The organism is Flavobacterium sp. 11 (genome assembly GCF_002754315.1).
Lineage (GTDB): Bacteria > Bacteroidota > Bacteroidia > Flavobacteriales > Flavobacteriaceae > Flavobacterium > Flavobacterium algoritolerans.
This window is the reverse complement of record NZ_PEFE01000001.1, coordinates 957,009-973,532: the sequence shown is the minus strand read 5'-3', so window position 1 is coordinate 973,532 and position 16,524 is coordinate 957,009. Positions and strand designations below refer to the sequence as shown.

The window sequence follows — 16,524 nt, the reverse complement described above, 5'->3', positions numbered from 1 at the left end:
ATGAAATCAAAGATTCACGAATACCAAAAAAGCAATATTAGAAATATGAGTAAAAAATTAGTGATTATTGCCTTTGTATTGTTAACTCAAATTACAAATGCTCAGGTAAGCAGAAACTTAGGAGATTTTGATGAAGTAAAAGTATTTGATAAAATTAATGTAAAATTAATTCCAGCTTCAGAAAATAAAATAGTTATCACTGGAGATCGAGCAGATGAAGTTGAAACAGTAAATAAAAATGGCGAATTGAAAATCAGAATGCCATTTCCACAATTGTTATCTGGAGATGATATTACAATAAAATTATATTTCAAAAATATTGAAAGTATCAGCGCCAGTGAGGGAAGTTATGTATCAAGTGAAACTGATTTCAAACAAACTATGTTAGATTTAAATGCAAAATCAGGAGCAGAGATTAACATTGAAATTGATGTTGATAAAGTGAATATAAAAGCAAGTGCCGGCGGAATAATTGATGTTTCTGGTAAAGCAACAAATCAAGATGTTGTTATTACTTCAGGCGGAATTCTAAAAGCAATTGATTTATATACAAAACAAACAACAATAAGCGTTGCTGCCGGAGGAAAATCTGAAATTCATGCAACTACATTAGTTGATGCAAAAGTGAAAGCAGGAGGCTCTATTTTTATCTACGGTAAACCAAAACAGATTAATAAGGAAGTTTTCATTGGCGGTACTATTTTAGAAAAAAATTAGTACTTTGGTTTAGATTTTATGGTAATAAATTTAAATTTTTAATGATAAACGATATTTTATCTGGTATTCCTTGGGGAATTTTCTTGAGTTTTATGATTGGTCCTGTTTTTTTTATTTTACTGGAAACAAGTATTATAAAAGGGTTTAGAGCTGCTTTAGTATTTGATTTAGGAGTAGTTTCAGGAGATATTGTTTTTATTGGAATTGCTTATTTAGGAAGTTACAGGTTGATTCAAAGTTTAAAAGATCAACCGGCACTTTTTATTTTTGGAGGTGTATTGATGCTGGTTTATGGTATAATTTCCTTCATACAATTAAAAAAAGAAGAAAAAATAAATACTGATATTATTGACAGGGAAATAGTCAAAAAAAACTATTTAAGTCTTTTTATAAAAGGGTTTTTGTTAAACATTATTAATATTGGTGTTCTTGGTTTTTGGTTGGCTATTATTATTTCAGTAGGACCAAAACTAGAAATGCAAACCTCCAGAATGATAACTTTTTTTACATCAGTGGTGGTTTCATATTTACTTATTGATTGTATTAAAATATTATTAGCCAAGCAATTAAAAACAAAACTAACACCGGTAAACATTCTTAAAATCAAAAAAGGAATCAGTATTGTGATGATGGTTTTTGGGATGGTTTTAATAACTCAAGGTTGGTTCCCAGAAGAAAAAGCAATGGTTAAAAAAGCATTTGATAAAATAGATAATTAAAAGAATATAATTTCTATAATAATAAAAAAAGCCTTGATTCTAATTAATTTAGAGTCAGGGCTTTTTTTATTTAAAAAGTTAAGTCATTTTTTTTTAACCATTAAGAAATTAAGAAAAATTAAGTCTAAATCTTAATGAAACTTAATTTCTTAATGATTAATAATTTAGACATAAAAAACCTCCAAATTGCTTTGAAGGTTTTAGATTTTTCTGCGGATTCGAACTATATCTTTTATTTAATTTTTCTTAAAAATTAGACATAAAAAAACCTCCAAATTACTTTGAAGGTTTTAGATTTTTCTGCGGATTCGAACTATATCTTTATTTAATTTTTCTTAAAAATTAGACATAAAAAAACCTCCAAATTACTTTGAAAGTTTTAGATTTTTCTGCGGATTCGAACTATATTTTTTATTTAATTTTTCTTAAAAATTAGACATAAAAAAACCTCCAAGTTTCCTTGAAGGTTTTAGCGGCATCTCCCGAAGCTTCAGGACGGATTCGAACTATATCTTTTTTTAATTTTTCTTAAAAATTAGACATAAAAAAACCTCCAAATTACTTTGAAGGTTTTAGAGGCATCGTCCGGATTCGAACCGGAGTAGGAGCTTTTGCAGAGCCCAGCCTAGCCGCTCGGCCACGACGCCATGGTTAAACGGATGGCAAAAGTACTTAAAAAGTTTAAAGTTTAAAAGCTTAAAGTTTAAAAGTTTCAAAAAATATTTTTTTATCCTTTTCAAACATTTCTTATTTAACTTCTATATTCTTCCATTTCTATAGTAACTGCTTCAACATCACCACCAATAGGAGGATTGAGTTTAGAAACTGCAACAATAATTCTGGAAACCTCAGGAATTTCCTCAAAAATTCGAGTTATGATTCGGTGTGCCACATGTTCTAATAAGTCCGAACGAATAGCCATTTCTTCTACAACAATGCGATTTAAAAGCACGTAATCCACGGTATCCTTCAAATCATCCGTGATACTAGATTTTCTCAAATCAGTCTTAACTTCTAAATTTACGGTATAGTCAGACCCTATTTTTCCTTCCTCGATTAAACAACCGTGGTAGGAGTAGGTTCTTATATTTTTAAGTTTTATGATTCCCATTATTTTATTTTTTTGTTTAAAGCGTAAAGTTTAAAGCTGAATTGCTAACTTTTCATAGGTTTCTATGGAAACAGTAAACATTAAACCTTAAACTTTTTTACCTTTGCTAAAATAAAACAAAAAAATGTCAACTGAAGAAAAATCACTCCATTTTATAGAACAAATCATAGAAGACAGTTTATCAAACGGTTTTCCCCAAGATAAATTACGTTTCCGTTTTCCACCAGAACCTAATGGGTATTTACACATAGGTCATGCCAAATCGATTTGCTTGAATTTTGGATTGGGATTAAAGTACAATGCGCCAGTTAACTTACGTTTTGACGATACAAATCCTGCCAAAGAAGAGCAGGAATATGTAGATGCCATAAAAGAAGATTTGCAATGGTTGGGCTTCAATTGGGCCGAAGAACGATATGCTTCTGATTACTTCCAACAATTATATGATTGGGCTGTAAAAATGATTAAAAACGGTAAAGCTTATATTGACAGTCAATCTTCAGAGGATATGGCTGCGCAAAAAGGAACACCCACACAACCTGGAGTTGATGGACCTTACAGAAACCGTTCTATCGAAGAAAATCTTACTTTGTTCGAAGGAATGAAAAATGGAGATTTTGAGGAAGGAAGCCATGTTTTACGTGCTAAAATTGATATGACTTCGACTAATATGTTGATGCGTGATCCATTAATGTATCGTGTTTTACACCGTCATCACCACAGAACAGGAAACGATTGGAAAATCTATCCAATGTATGATTTCGCACACGGAGAAAGTGATTATATAGAACAAATTTCGCATTCTATCTGTACGTTAGAATTTGTTATGCACAGAGAATTATACAACTGGTTTTTGGACCAAATTTATGATGACTCAAAAGTAAAACCACATCAATATGAATTTGCGCGTTTGAACTTGAATTACACTGTAATGAGCAAGCGAAAACTGTTGCAATTGGTACAGGAAAATATAGTTAATGGTTGGGATGATCCAAGAATGCCAACGATTTCCGGATTAAGAAGAAGAGGCTATACAGCTAATTCTATTCGTAAGTTTTGTGATATTATTGGTGTTGCCAAAAGAGAAAATATAATCGATTTTTCACTTTTGGAATTTTGCTTGCGCGAAGATTTGAATAAAACTGCTCCAAGAGTTATGGCGGTTTTAGATCCGATAAAATTAGTAATTACTAATTATCCGGAAGATAAAGAAGAATGGCTGGAAGCCGAAAATAATCAGGAAGATGAAAGTGCAGGATTTAGAAAAGTTCCTTTTTCAAAAGAATTATTTATTGAAAGAGAAGACTTTTTAGAAGATGCTCCCGCGAAGTTTTTCCGATTGAGTTTAGGCCGAGAAGTACGTCTTAAAAATGCGTATATCATTAAAGGAGAAAGTGTTATAAAAGATGCAGCTGGAACTATTACGGAGATTCATGTAACGTATGATGAAGACAGCAGAAGCGGAAGTGGGAGTGAAGCCAGTCAAAGGAAAGTGGCTGGAACCTTGCACTGGGTTTCTATTCAACATGCTTTAGAAACAGAAGTTCGTCTCTATGATCGCTTGTTTATTGATGAAGCACCAGACAGTCATAAAGAGAAAAATTTCTTAGAATTTATGAATCCAAGTTCGTTACAAATTGTAAAAGGATTTGTAGAACCAAGTTTAGCAACGGTTCAATCTGGAGAGAAATTCCAGTTTCAACGTTTGGGTTATTTCAATGTGGATAAAGATACAACCGAAGGTAAAATTGTCTTTAATAAAACCGTTGGATTGAAAGATGCTTGGGAAGAAAAAGGCAAAAAAGAGGAAAATTTATTGATGAACACTCAAAAAGAAATCAATAAATATGTAAAAGAAAAGGATGAAAACAACGCGATTTTGATTTTAAACAGCATTGTTGAAAACATAAAAAGTATTGATAATTACAGTTTAATTATTCAGACTATTGTCAAAAATATCAAGAATGACAATAACTCCTTGTTGTTTTCTAATTTGATTTTACATCATTCAGATAAAGTTCAAGTAAAAGATATTGAAGAAGAAGCTTTGACAAAATTATACACAATGTCGTTAAAAAGTCAAATGGCAGCCGTTAGAATTTTAGCTGTTGAAAATTTGCAAAATGATTTGAATAATTTCAGCCTTTTCGAAACGCAACTTTCAGAATTAAAAACGAACGAGAAAAACGAAAAAGTGTTACAATTATTAAATGACCTTAAATTTTAAGATTTATTTTTAAATAGATTTTATCAATTAAAAGCTCTCTTCTTAGAGGGCTTTTATTATTATTGTAATTTCTTATAAAAAAAGTGTTTTTAATAATTATTTCCAATTAAAAACGAGGTTCATAAATTGATTTTAAGGCAGTTTTTTAAAACAAATAATAATCAATATAGAATTCAAATAAACATTAAACAGCTCGCTTTTATTTGCTTTTTGCCTTGTAAAATTACACTTTAACGAGTTGTTAACGGGTTGTTGTTAATAAATCCGTATCTTTATGAAACAAACTTTTAAAATTAAGAATCATGTCGAATAATACGGGAAATACATTATTGGCTCTTTTGACAGGAGCAGCTATCGGAGCTGGAATCGGAATTTTATTTGCTCCGGATAAAGGTTCTAAAACAAGAGGAAAAATTAAAGATGGTTTTGATGATGTTAAATGTGAATTAAAAAATAAATTGGACAATGCATCTTTAGAATTGAAAGATAAATTCACAAGTGCAAAATTTGATTTAGAAGAAACTTATGAAGAACTAGTTTCAAATATGAGTCACAAGACCGAAGATGTAATTTCATTCTTAGAAGAAAAATTAGCGGAGCTAAAGAGGCAGAACGCAAAACTTCAAAAATAATTTTGATTTACCTATTGTATCAAATCCTAAAAACAAATCCATGGCCTTTGAAGAACTAAAAGAAAATACAGAAAACATTCAAGAACAAGCCAAAGCTTATTTAGAAAGTACTGTGGCGTATTATAAATTGTGGGGTTTCAAGGTTGCAATGAAATCAACAACGATGATCATAAAATTTTCATTGATTTTATTGTGTTTCAGTATGGTTTTATTGTTTTGTTCTGTTGCCGCTGCGTTAGCTATAGGTATCGCTTTAGATAGTTACGCTTTGGGATTTTTAATCGTTGGAGGAGTTTATCTTGTGATTACAGGAATTTTATTTTCTATAAAAGATAAAATCGTTGAAGGACCAATTTTAGAGAAATTTTCAGAAATATTTTTTAACGACTAACTTATGGAAACCAAAAAATATTCTTCGTATGCTCAAATTGAAAGGGAACTTGAAATTTTAAAGATTGAACAAGAAATCAGTTATCAGAAATTGGCTTATGGTTTTCAAAAAACAAAAGAAAGCATAACACCAATGAATCTAGTAAGTGGAGTTGTTGGTTCTTCTTTATCGGCCTTTTCAGGGTCTTACGGAACAATCTTAAACATTGCATTACCGTACGTAATCAAATGGATTAAAAAAATAAAAAGAGGCAATTAAGCCTCTTTTTTTATGAATTCTAGTAAATTATTCTTCTGTTTCCGGGCTTTCTGGAGTTTCTGGTTTTTCAGGAATTTCTATATTTTTTTCTCTTCTTGAAGTTCCTTTTTCACCTCTTTTTTTCATCAATTCACCCACTTGATTGGAAGCACTGAACGAAGCAATCATATTGTTGAGCATGTCACTTCCAGCTTGTGGAGAATTAGGCAATAAAATCAGATTAGAATTTGCGTCAGCGCCAATAGCTTGCAGTGTATCATAATGTTGTGTCACTACAATCAATGCTGAAGCTTCCTGAGAATTTATCCCAACTCTGTTCAAAACATCTACACTTTCCACTAAACCTTTGGCAATTTCTCTTCTTTGGTTCGCAATACCTTGTCCTTGTAATCTTTTGCTTTCGGCTTCAGCTTCGGCTTTGGCTACAATTCTAATTCTTGATGCTTCAGCTTCAAATTCAGCTACCGTTTTTTCTCTATCAGCAGCATTAATTCTATTCATGGCATTTTTCACTTGAATATCCGGATCAATATCTGTTACCAAAGTATTGATAATCGTGTATCCGTAAGTAGTCATGGCTTCATTCAATTCTCTTTTTACAGCAATGGCAATATCATCTTTTCTTTCAAAAACATCGTCCAATTTTAATTTTGGAACTTCGGCACGAACGACATCAAATACATAAGAAGTAATTTGATCGTGTGGATATTCCAGTTTATAAAAAGCATCATAAACGGTCTCTTTAATAACCATAAATTGAACTGAAACTTTAAGCTTAACAAAAACGTTATCTTTAGTTTTTGTTTCAATGATAACGTCTAATTGTTGAATTTTTAGATTCACACGTCCTGCAATTCTATCTATCAAAGGAATCTTTAAATGCAAACCGGATTGTCTGATACTTAAAAATTTTCCAAATCGTTCTACAACAACAGCTGTTTGTTGTTTTACCGTAAAAAAAGAAGACAGTAAAATAAAGAACCCAAAGACTAGTAGGATAATTAACGCAATATTCATAATATTTTTTGTTTTTAGTTAAAAATTATCTCACAATTTACAAAAAAACTTTAGGTTTGTCTTTGTAAATTTCAATTATATGAGAAAGATATCGTTTACTTTATTTTTTGTTTTCATTTCCATAACAGCCTTTTCCCAATATAAATACAGGGATTCAAATAGGATAGGAATCAGTTTTGGAGTCAATCAATTTACCTTGAACACTGATAATTTCCAAACTAAACCTGAATTGGGTTGGAATGCCGGACTTTCTATGCGGGGAAATTTCTATAATAATTGGGACATGGTGTATAACATTCAATTTAGCGAGAATAATTTTTCTGTTGCAACAAACACTTTTACTTTGGCTAAGGAAGATGTTAACTATAAATTGGCGTCAGCTCAAGTGTCTTTACAAGTGAGTTATAAACTTGTTGAAAATCATTTGAGTATTGAGTTTGGACCCATTGTTCAAGTAAATGGAAAATTAAATATTGATAATACAGATGAAAATAATGTTATATCTGGTACAACGTTGTTAGCCAAAGATATTAGAGAGATTTCTAATTTTAATTTTTATCCAACAGTTGGAATCACGTTTGGTGTTCGTCATTTCAGAGCCAATGTTTCCTATCAATATGGTGTCAATAACATGCTTGAAAACTTGAACAACAAGAATTTAGGAGTAAATTTCAAAGGCAATCCAGGAATACTAAACGGGAATTTGATTATTTATTTGTAGCTAATCACATAAGAGTATTAAGTAGAAGGCTCAAAGTTCACTAGGTTTATTTAGTGAACTTTGAGCCTTTCTTGGATAACTTTGTGTTTAAAAACTACAAAGTCGCTATCGCTTTTTGAATTCTTTTTATCGTTTCGTCTTTTCCAATTACTTCAACGATATCAAATAGGTGAGGACCTTTCAGCGCTCCAACCAAACTCAAACGAAATGGTTGCATTACTTTTCCCATTCCAATTTCATTTTTAGTCATCCAGTCTTTCACAATCGTTTCGATATTCATAGAAGTGAAATCAGTGATTTCTTCCACAACAGAAATTAATTCCTGCATCAATACCGGAGTTGCTGAATTCCAGTTTTTGCTGGCTTTTTCATCATACGCTGTTGGAGCCACAAAAAAGAAATCACTCATTTCCCAAAATTCAGAAACAAAATGTGCACGTTCTTTGATTAAAGAAACCACTTTTGTTAGAACAGTATCAGCTACAGAAAACCCTTTTTCAGCCAAAATAGGAGCATAGGCTTTCGCCAAAGTTGCATCTTCTTGCTTGATTAAATATTGGTGATTGAACCATTTGTTTTTTTCCGGATCAAATTTAGCCCCAGCTTTATGAACTCTGTTCAAGTCAAATGCTGCAACTAATTCTTCCAGCGAGAATAATTCTTTATCGGTTCCGTCATTCCAACCCAATAACGCTAAAAAGTTGATTACTGCTTCCGGGAAAAATCCTTTTTCTCTGTAACCTGATGAAACGCCTTCTGCGGTTTTCCAATCCAATGGAAATACAGGAAATCCCATTTTGTCACCATCACGTTTGGATAATTTTCCGTTTCCAACAGGTTTCATAATCAAAGGTAAATGTGCAAATTCTGGTGCTTCCCAACCAAATGCTCTGTACAATAAAACGTGCAATGGCATTGATGGCAACCATTCTTCACCACGAATTACGTGAGACGTTTCCATTAAATGATCATCCACAATATTAGCCAAATGATAGGTTGGCATTCCGTCACTTTTGAACAATACTTTATCATCCAAAAGATTCGTTTCAAATTTCACATCACCACGAATAATGTCATGCAAATGCAACGTTTCGTTCACCGGAGTTTTAAAACGGATGACATAATGTTCTCCAGCAGCAATTCTTTTAGCAGTTTCGTCTGCAGAAATCACTAACGAAGTGTCCAGTTTTTCTCTGTTAGTATGATTGTATATAAAGGTTTTTCCTTGTTCTTCTTCTAGTTTTCTTGCTGCATCCAAAGCTTCTGCTGTATCAAAAGCATAATACGCATTCCCGGAATTGATTAATTCAGCAGCATATTGTTGGTACAAATCTTTTCTTTCGCTTTGACGGTATGGACCAAATTTTTCATTTTTACCAATGGTCTCATCTGGTGCAATTCCTAACCATTCCAGTGCTTCCATGATATATTCTTCGGCTCCTGGAACAAAACGATTTTGATCCGTATCTTCAATTCTCAGGAAGAAAACCCCATTGTTTTTTTTGGCAAACAAATAATTGAATAATGCGGTACGAACTCCGCCAATATGTAAAGGTCCAGTTGGACTTGGTGCAAAACGCACCCGAACTTGTTTAGACATTGCTGTAAATTTTTTGCGAAGATACAAATTCGATTACTCAATTGGATTATCTGAAAATGAGATAATGTAAGATTAATGAGTTTGATGATTTTTAACATTTCTTTGTTCATATAAATTGTTACTTTTATTGGTTATAAAAAACAAAGTATAAATTTTGGAAAATCAGCAATTTATTTATCAAAAACTAGAAGCTTTCATCAGGAAGTTTTATACCAACGAATTGATACGGGGAACAATTTTCTTTATCGGTTTAGGATTGTTGTATTTTCTATTTACGCTTTTTGTCGAATATTTTCTTTGGCTCAAGCCAATGGGAAGAACCATTTTGTTTTGGACTTTTGTTGGAGTAGAAGTGTATTTGTTGTTTCGTTTTATTTTGTTTCCAATTTTTAAATTATTCAAACTTCAAAAAGGAATCGATTACAATCTGGCTTCGGCAATTATTGGAAATCATTTTACAGAAGTGAGCGACAAGCTGACTAACTTTTTGCAATTATCAAATCCCAGCGAACATCAAATCAAATCGGAATTATTGGCCGCATCGATTGAACAAAAAGCGAATGCGTTGCAACCAATTCCTTTTGGGAATGCCATTAATTATAACCGAAACAGAAAGTATTTTCCTTTGGCTTTAATTCCAATATTATTGTTTGCTTTCTTTTATGTCTCGGGTAACAGCAACATGATTTCTCAAAGTTTGAATAGAGTAGTACATTTCAATTCGGCTTTTCTGCCGCCGGCTCCTTTTAAATTTGTAGTTCTTAATTCGAATTTACAAACGGAGCAAGGAAAGGATTTTATCCTTCGAATAAAAACCGAAGGAAAAATTGTTCCTGAGAATGCGATAATTTTTATTGACGACGAAAGTTATTTTATGGAATCTACTAAAGCTGGAGAATTCCAATTTAAGATGGCGAAGCCTTCAGAAAACATTTTGTTCCACGTGGAGGGAAATGCTATTTCTTCTCCAGATTATGAATTGAAAGTGATTACCGTTCCATCGATTGCTAATTTTGAAATGCAGTTGAACTTTCCTTCTTATTTGAATAAAAAATCAGAAACTATAAAAGGAACAGGAAATGCTCTTATTCCGGAAGGAACGCGTGTGACTTGGAAAATGAATACGCAAGCCACAGAAAATGTAGCGTGGATGGATGGAATTTCAAAAGCTACTTTTTCGAAAACTGAAAACACCTTTGTTTTATCTAAAAATATAATTCAAAACACAGATTATCAAATATTTACTTCAAATGATAAGGTAAAAAACTACGAAAAACTCAATTATCAGCTTACTATTGTAAAAGATCAGTTCCCAACGATTAATGTGAACAACGCACCGGACAGTTTGAAGGTGGCTAAGAACTATGTTTTAGGTCAAATCTCAGATGATTATGGTTTGTCTAGACTTCAGATTGTGTATTACGAAAGAGAGAAACCACAAACTGCCAAACGTGGAACAATTGCTATTAAGAAAAGTGCTTTTGACCAATTCGTATTTTCGTTTCCAAGTAATCTTCCGGTGGAGCAAGGTGTGTCTTATGATTATTATTTCGAAGTTTTTGATAACGATGCCATCCATAATTTTAAAAGTACAAAGTCTTCCGTTTTCTCTAATCGTGTTTCCACAAATGAAGAAAAGGAAGATCAAATTTTGCAGCAGCAAAATGATAACATTAACAGTTTAGAGAAGTCTTTAAAAAACCAGGATAAGCAAATTTCTGAAATGGAGAAGTTGCAAAAAACTGGAAAAGAAAAAGAAAATCTGGATTTCAAAGATCAGCAAAAAGTAAATGATTTCATCAAGCGTCAAATGAAACAGGATGAGATGATGAAAGAATTCACAAAAAAAATGAACGATAATTTGGAGCAATTCAAAACCGATAAAAAGGATGAGTTGAAAGAAGAGCTTCAAAAGCGAATGGACAAAGCCGAAAAAGAATTGGAAAAAAACCAGAAGCTTTTGGATGAATTGAAAGAACTAAACGATAAAATTCAGAATGAAGAGTTGTTGTCTAAGTTGGATAAATTCAAACAAAACAGTAAAAACCAAACTAAGAATTTAGAACAGTTGGTGGAGTTGACAAAGAGGTTTTATGTAGAAAAGAAAGCAGAACAATTAGGTGACAAATTGGACAAGCTTTCTGATAAGCAAGATAAATTATCTAATGATGAAAAGGAAAACAAACTGGATAAACAAGAAGACATCAATACTGAGTTTGACAAAATCCAAGAAGATTTAAACGATCTTGAAAAAGAAAATAAGGAATTGAAATCACCTTTGGACTTGCCTAAAGACGATGCTAAAGAAAAAAGTATAGACGAAGATTTAAAGAAAGCGTCTGAGGAATTGAAGAAAGACAAAAAGGACAAAGCAAAGCCTAATCAAAAAAGCGCTTCCAAAAAGATGAAAGAGATGGCGCAAAAAATGGCACAAACTTTGGAGCAAGGTGAGATGGAACAGTTGCAGGAAGATGTGGCAATGTTGCGACAAATCTTGGATAACTTATTAGCATTTTCTTTGTCACAAGAAGACTTGATGAATCAGTTCAAAAAGCACAAATCAGGGTCTCCGGCTTTTAATAAAAACATTAAAATCCAACAGGATTTAAAGCAACAGTTTAAGCATGTTGATGACAGTTTGTTTGCAATGTCGTTGCGTAATCCAAAAATTGCTGAAGACATAACCAAAGAAATTGGTAATGTAGTTTACAATGTAGATAAGTCTTTATCCAGTTTAACCGATGCTCAAGTTCCAAAAGGTTTGTCACACCAACAATATACTGTTTCTGCAGCTAATAAACTTGCAGATTTTTTAAGTGATATGCTTAACAATATGCAAATGCAGATGTCAGGAATGGGTTCTGGGAAACCGAAGCCAGGTCAAGGCCAAGGAATGCAATTACCAGATATTATTAAAAAGCAAGAAGGTCTTGGTGAGAAAATGAAAGACGGAATTAAAAAAGGGGATAAACCTGGCGAAGGTCAAAAAGGACAAAACGGCAAACAAGGTAAACCTGGAGAATCGGGTGAAGAAGGTGAGGGTGGCGAAGGCGATGCACAAGCTATAATGGAAATTTATAAAGAGCAAAAGCAATTGCGCGAAGCATTGCAAAACGAATTGAATAAACATGGATTGGGAGGTAATGGACAAAGCGCTTTGGAACAGATGAAGCAAATTGAAAAGCAATTATTGAACAAAGGTTTTAAGAACGAAACACTTCAAAAGATACTGAATGTAAAACAGGAATTATTGAAATTGAATTCTGCCATACAACAACAAGGAGAGGAAAATAAACGCCAATCTGAAACTAATAAAAAGGAGTTTAGTAATCAATCTAATGCGCTGCCAGCTGCTTTATTAGATTATTTGAATAGCATAGAAATATTAAATAGACAATCCTTACCTTTGCGATCGAATTTTAATCAAAAGGTTCAAGAATATTTTAATAAAAAATGATCAATTTTAATTACGAAACCGACTTTAATTTAGACAACGAAGAAGCCATTGAGGCTTGGTTGGGAAATGTTATTACTTCGGAAAACAAGAAAGAAGGAGAGATAAATTATATCTTTTGTGATGATGAATATCTACACAAAATCAATGTAGAATATCTGGATCACGATACGCTAACGGACATCATAAGCTTTGATTATTCTATGGGTAATGAATTGCACGGAGATATTTTTGTTTCTGTTGAAAGAGTAAAAGACAATGCGGCTGATTTCAATGTTTCTTTTGAGGAAGAATTAAAGCGCGTTTTAGTTCACGGTATTTTACATTACTGCGGTTATAAAGATAAAGGGGAAGCTGAAGAGCTTTTGATGAGGAGTAAAGAAGACGAAAAAATAGCTATGTTTCACGTGGAACAATAGTGCTGTTTTGTTTTTAAATCAAAAGTGTTTCACGTGGAACATTTAAAGTTGGTTTAAAAATAGGTTTGCAATGTTTCACGTGGAACAAAATATAGATTTCAAAATTACAATCCTGAACAAGGATTAAATTATAAAAGAAGATGTTTCTAAATGAATATGATGTAATCGTTGTGGGCGCAGGGCATGCAGGTTCAGAAGCTGCCGCCGCTGCCGCAAATTTGGGTTCAAAAACCTTATTGGTTACAATGAGTTTGCAGAATATTGCGCAGATGTCATGTAATCCAGCGATGGGTGGAATTGCCAAAGGACAAATTGTGCGTGAGATTGATGCGCTTGGAGGATACTCAGGAATTGTTTCGGACAGGACTGCAATCCAGTTCAAGATGCTGAACAAGTCCAAAGGTCCTGCAATGTGGTCGCCGCGCGTTCAAAGTGACCGTATGCGTTTTGCTGAGGAGTGGAGAATGATGTTGGAAGGAACTCCAAATCTTGATTTTTATCAAGAAATGGTGAAAGGTTTGATTATTGAAAACGGAAAAATAAAAGGAATCCGAACTTCGCTTGGAGTAGAGATTCGGTCTAAATCGGTTGTGTTGACCAATGGAACTTTCCTAAATGGTTTGATTCATATTGGTGAGAAACAATTTGGTGGTGGAAGAGCAGGCGAGAGTGCCGCGTATGGAATTACCGAAGATTTAGTTGCGGCTGGTTTTCAATCAGGACGAATGAAAACGGGAACGCCTCCAAGAGTTGATGGACGTTCTTTGGATTATTCAAAAATGAACGAAGAAAAGGGAGATGCTAAACCGGATAAGTTTTCCTATTCCGATGTGACTTCTCCGTTGATTCATCAAAAATCGTGTCATATGACGTATACGTCTCTTGATGTTCATGATATTTTGAGAGAAGGTTTTGATCGTTCACCAATGTTTAACGGAAGAATAAAAAGTCTTGGACCAAGATATTGTCCATCGATCGAAGATAAAATTAATCGCTTTGCTGATAAGGAAAGACATCAGTTGTTTGTGGAGCCGGAAGGATGGAATACGTGCGAGGTTTATGTAAATGGATTTTCCACATCGCTTCCTGAGGATATTCAATTCAAAGCATTGAGTTCTGTTGCGGGATTTGAGAAAGTAAAATTCTTTCGTCCGGGTTACGCAATCGAATATGATTATTTCCCGCCGACACAATTGAAACACACTTTGGAAACAAAACTTGTTGAAGGTTTATATTTTGCCGGACAAATAAACGGAACTACAGGATATGAAGAAGCGGCTTCTCAAGGATTAATGGCAGGAATTAATGCGCATTTAAAAGTGCATGAAAAAGCACCATTAATTTTAAAAAGAGACGAAGCCTACATTGGGGTTTTAATTGATGATTTAATTACAAAAGGAACTGAAGAGCCATACAGAATGTTTACGTCTCGTGCAGAATACAGAACGTTGTTGCGTCAGGATAATGCCGATTTCAGATTAACACCAATGTCACATGAAATAGGTTTGGCTTCTGAAGCGCGTTTGCGCAGAATGGAGCACAAATTAAAAGAATCTGAAAAAATGGTGGCTTTCTTCAAAGAAACGAGTGTTTCGATTGCGGAAGCAAATCCAATTTTAGAGTCAAAAGATACGGCGTTGATTACGCAAGGAGATAAAATGTTTAAAGTATTCTCTCGTCCGCAAATTGATTTGGAAGACATCATGAAATTTGAAAAGGTTGCAGCTTATGTTGCAGAAAACGATTTGGACCAAGAAATTTTGGAACAAGCCGAAATTCAAGTGAAGTATTCGGGTTATATCGAGAAAGAAAGAAACAACGCGGATAAATTGACAAGATTGGAAGATGTAAAGATTCCAGAGAACTTTGACTATGAAAAAATCAAATCGATGTCAATTGAAGCCAAGCAAAAATTAAGCAAGATTCGTCCGGTAACCATTTCTCAAGCATCAAGAATCAGTGGTGTGTCGCCAAGTGATGTTTCGGTGTTGTTGATTTATATGGGACGATAAGATTTAAGATTGTTGATATAGGATTAACGATTTTTGATTTAAATCTGCAATCACAAATCGTTAATCAAAAATCTTAAATCAACTGTTCCACGTGAAACTACGTTGTGAAGCCTTGTTATAATTGAAGAATCACAAAAATAAATAATTCAGCCCTGAAAGCATCCGTTGGTGTTTTCAGGGTTTAGTTTAAAATTAAAATATAAAAGCACTATTAATTAATGGACATTTCAAACCAACAGCCTTTTTTAACCGTTAAAGATTATTCTGTTTCTCAGGAAATTTTCGAATTGTATCATGATGATAAATTGGATATGCTGATTACGTCTCCGCAACCCAGCTTAGAAAATTTAGGAAAGTATTACGAAAGCGTGGATTATATTTCGCATACTGACAGCAAAAGGTCTCTGTTTGAAAAAGCATATCATTTTGTAAAAACTATTGCGCTGAAAAACAAATTGAATTTAATCAATTCACTGCAATCGAATAAAGGAAGCATTTTAGATATTGGTGCCGGAACAGGTGATTTTTTATCTGTGGCCAAAGAAAACGGATGGCATACGATAGGAGTAGAGCCAAGCGAAAAAGCAAAAGCGATTGCAAAAAAGAAAGGCGTTTCATTTGTTGAAAAAACCAGCGAATTAGACAATCATTCTTTTGATGTGATTTCGATGTGGCATGTTTTGGAACACGTTCCTAATTTAGAAAACCAAATCAAAGAACTGAAACGATTATTAAAACCAAATGGAACTTTAATTATTGCTGTTCCAAATTTCAAATCTTTCGATGCAAAACATTACGGAAAGTTTTGGGCTGCTTATGATGTGCCAATTCATTTTTGGCATTTTTCTAAAACTGCAATAAAAATGCTTTTCGAAAAAGAAGAAATGAAATTGGTAAAAGTGCTTCCAATGAAATTTGACTCTTTTTATGTGAGTTTACTTTCGGAAAAATACAAAACCGGTAAAATGAATTATATAAAAGCCTTTTTTGTAGGATTGCAATCAAATTGGGAAGCGAAAAAGAATTTTGAGTATTCTTCACACATTTACATCCTAAAAAACAACTAAAAATCATTTTAAGCGCATTTAAGCGCATTTTTTGATGAAATCGAGGGTGATTATCGGATTTTTAGACTGATTAGTTTATTTAAAAGATATGAACGTCACTTTTGATAGTCATAAATTATACGTTCATTAATCGCAATAATAAAATCTTATATCATAAATATGTAGCATTTTTTAAACTT

At 33.1% G+C, this 16,524-nt stretch carries 14 protein-coding genes and 1 tRNA gene; 11 read left to right on the top strand and 4 right to left on the bottom strand.

The genetic code is table 11. From position 1 onward, the window contains the following. Both CLV00_RS04180 and CLV00_RS04175 read left to right on the top strand, forming a co-directional pair. Complete coding sequence (locus CLV00_RS04180; protein ID WP_233206853.1) at nucleotides 1-717, top strand: head GIN domain-containing protein; 717 nt, start codon at nucleotides 1-3, stop codon at nucleotides 715-717. A gap of 41 nt (nucleotides 718-758) precedes the next feature. Continuing rightward, a complete protein-coding gene (locus CLV00_RS04175) occupies nucleotides 759-1,436 on the top strand; it encodes a LysE family translocator (RefSeq protein ID WP_099713951.1) in 678 nt (225 codons plus the stop codon). A 576-nt stretch (nucleotides 1,437-2,012) separates the two neighbouring features. Here the strand turns inward: CLV00_RS04175 and CLV00_RS16375 are convergent. Together CLV00_RS16375 and folB are read right to left on the bottom strand one after the other, a co-directional pair. Continuing rightward, nucleotides 2,013-2,083, bottom strand: a tRNA-Cys gene (locus tag CLV00_RS16375). A 104-nt stretch (nucleotides 2,084-2,187) separates the two neighbouring features. Further along, complete coding sequence (gene folB / locus CLV00_RS04170) at nucleotides 2,188-2,547, bottom strand: dihydroneopterin aldolase (protein ID WP_099713950.1); 360 nt, start codon at nucleotides 2,545-2,547, stop codon at nucleotides 2,188-2,190. Nucleotides 2,548-2,671: 124 nt separating this feature from the next. Here folB and CLV00_RS04165 point away from each other — a divergent pair, with 124 nt between their 5' ends. The 4 genes from CLV00_RS04165 to CLV00_RS04150 all read left to right on the top strand — a co-directional run bounded on the left by CLV00_RS04165 (nucleotide 2,672) and on the right by CLV00_RS04150 (nucleotide 6,055). After that, on the top strand, nucleotides 2,672-4,774 hold the full coding sequence (locus CLV00_RS04165) for a glutamine--tRNA ligase/YqeY domain fusion protein (RefSeq protein ID WP_099713949.1): 2,103 nt from the start codon (nucleotides 2,672-2,674) through the stop codon (nucleotides 4,772-4,774). 302 nt (nucleotides 4,775-5,076) lie between these two features. Then, nucleotides 5,077-5,406, top strand: coding sequence for a YtxH domain-containing protein (locus tag CLV00_RS04160; protein WP_099713948.1), 330 nt, complete (start codon nucleotides 5,077-5,079; stop codon nucleotides 5,404-5,406). A 40-nt stretch (nucleotides 5,407-5,446) separates the two neighbouring features. Further along, entirely contained in the window at nucleotides 5,447-5,797 is a 351-nt protein-coding gene (locus CLV00_RS04155) for a phage holin family protein (protein WP_099713947.1), read from the top strand. A gap of 3 nt (nucleotides 5,798-5,800) precedes the next feature. After that, complete coding sequence (locus CLV00_RS04150) at nucleotides 5,801-6,055, top strand: DUF6327 family protein (protein ID WP_099713946.1); 255 nt, start codon at nucleotides 5,801-5,803, stop codon at nucleotides 6,053-6,055. 27 nt (nucleotides 6,056-6,082) lie between these two features. On the opposite strand, the gene CLV00_RS04145 is transcribed toward CLV00_RS04150, so the two are convergent. Further along, a complete protein-coding gene (locus CLV00_RS04145; RefSeq protein WP_099713945.1) occupies nucleotides 6,083-7,072 on the bottom strand; it encodes an SPFH domain-containing protein in 990 nt (329 codons plus the stop codon). Nucleotides 7,073-7,151: 79 nt separating this feature from the next. Here CLV00_RS04145 and CLV00_RS04140 point away from each other — a divergent pair, with 79 nt between their 5' ends. Continuing rightward, entirely contained in the window at nucleotides 7,152-7,793 is a 642-nt protein-coding gene (locus tag CLV00_RS04140) for an outer membrane beta-barrel protein (RefSeq protein ID WP_099713944.1), read from the top strand. A gap of 94 nt (nucleotides 7,794-7,887) precedes the next feature. Here the strand turns inward: CLV00_RS04140 and gltX are convergent, their stop codons facing one another. Beyond that, entirely contained in the window at nucleotides 7,888-9,393 is a 1,506-nt protein-coding gene (gene gltX, locus CLV00_RS04135; RefSeq protein WP_099713943.1) for a glutamate--tRNA ligase, read from the bottom strand. Between the two features lie 154 nt (nucleotides 9,394-9,547). Between gltX and CLV00_RS04130 the strand changes: the two genes are divergently transcribed. The 4 genes from CLV00_RS04130 to CLV00_RS04115 all read left to right on the top strand — a co-directional run bounded on the left by CLV00_RS04130 (nucleotide 9,548) and on the right by CLV00_RS04115 (nucleotide 16,345). Beyond that, nucleotides 9,548-12,850 (top strand): hypothetical protein, encoded by a 3,303-nt coding sequence (locus CLV00_RS04130; protein ID WP_099713942.1) that lies wholly within the window; start codon nucleotides 9,548-9,550, stop codon nucleotides 12,848-12,850. Then, nucleotides 12,847-13,266, top strand: coding sequence for an rRNA maturation RNase YbeY (ybeY, locus tag CLV00_RS04125; protein WP_099713941.1), 420 nt, complete (start codon nucleotides 12,847-12,849; stop codon nucleotides 13,264-13,266). The genes CLV00_RS04130 and ybeY overlap by 4 nt, the downstream gene beginning before the upstream one ends. A 140-nt stretch (nucleotides 13,267-13,406) precedes the next feature. Continuing rightward, on the top strand, nucleotides 13,407-15,278 hold the full coding sequence (gene mnmG / locus CLV00_RS04120) for a tRNA uridine-5-carboxymethylaminomethyl(34) synthesis enzyme MnmG (protein ID WP_099713940.1): 1,872 nt from the start codon (nucleotides 13,407-13,409) through the stop codon (nucleotides 15,276-15,278). A 218-nt stretch (nucleotides 15,279-15,496) separates the two neighbouring features. Beyond that, complete coding sequence (locus tag CLV00_RS04115) at nucleotides 15,497-16,345, top strand: class I SAM-dependent methyltransferase (RefSeq protein ID WP_099713939.1); 849 nt, start codon at nucleotides 15,497-15,499, stop codon at nucleotides 16,343-16,345. Nucleotides 16,346-16,524 lie beyond the last annotated feature (179 nt).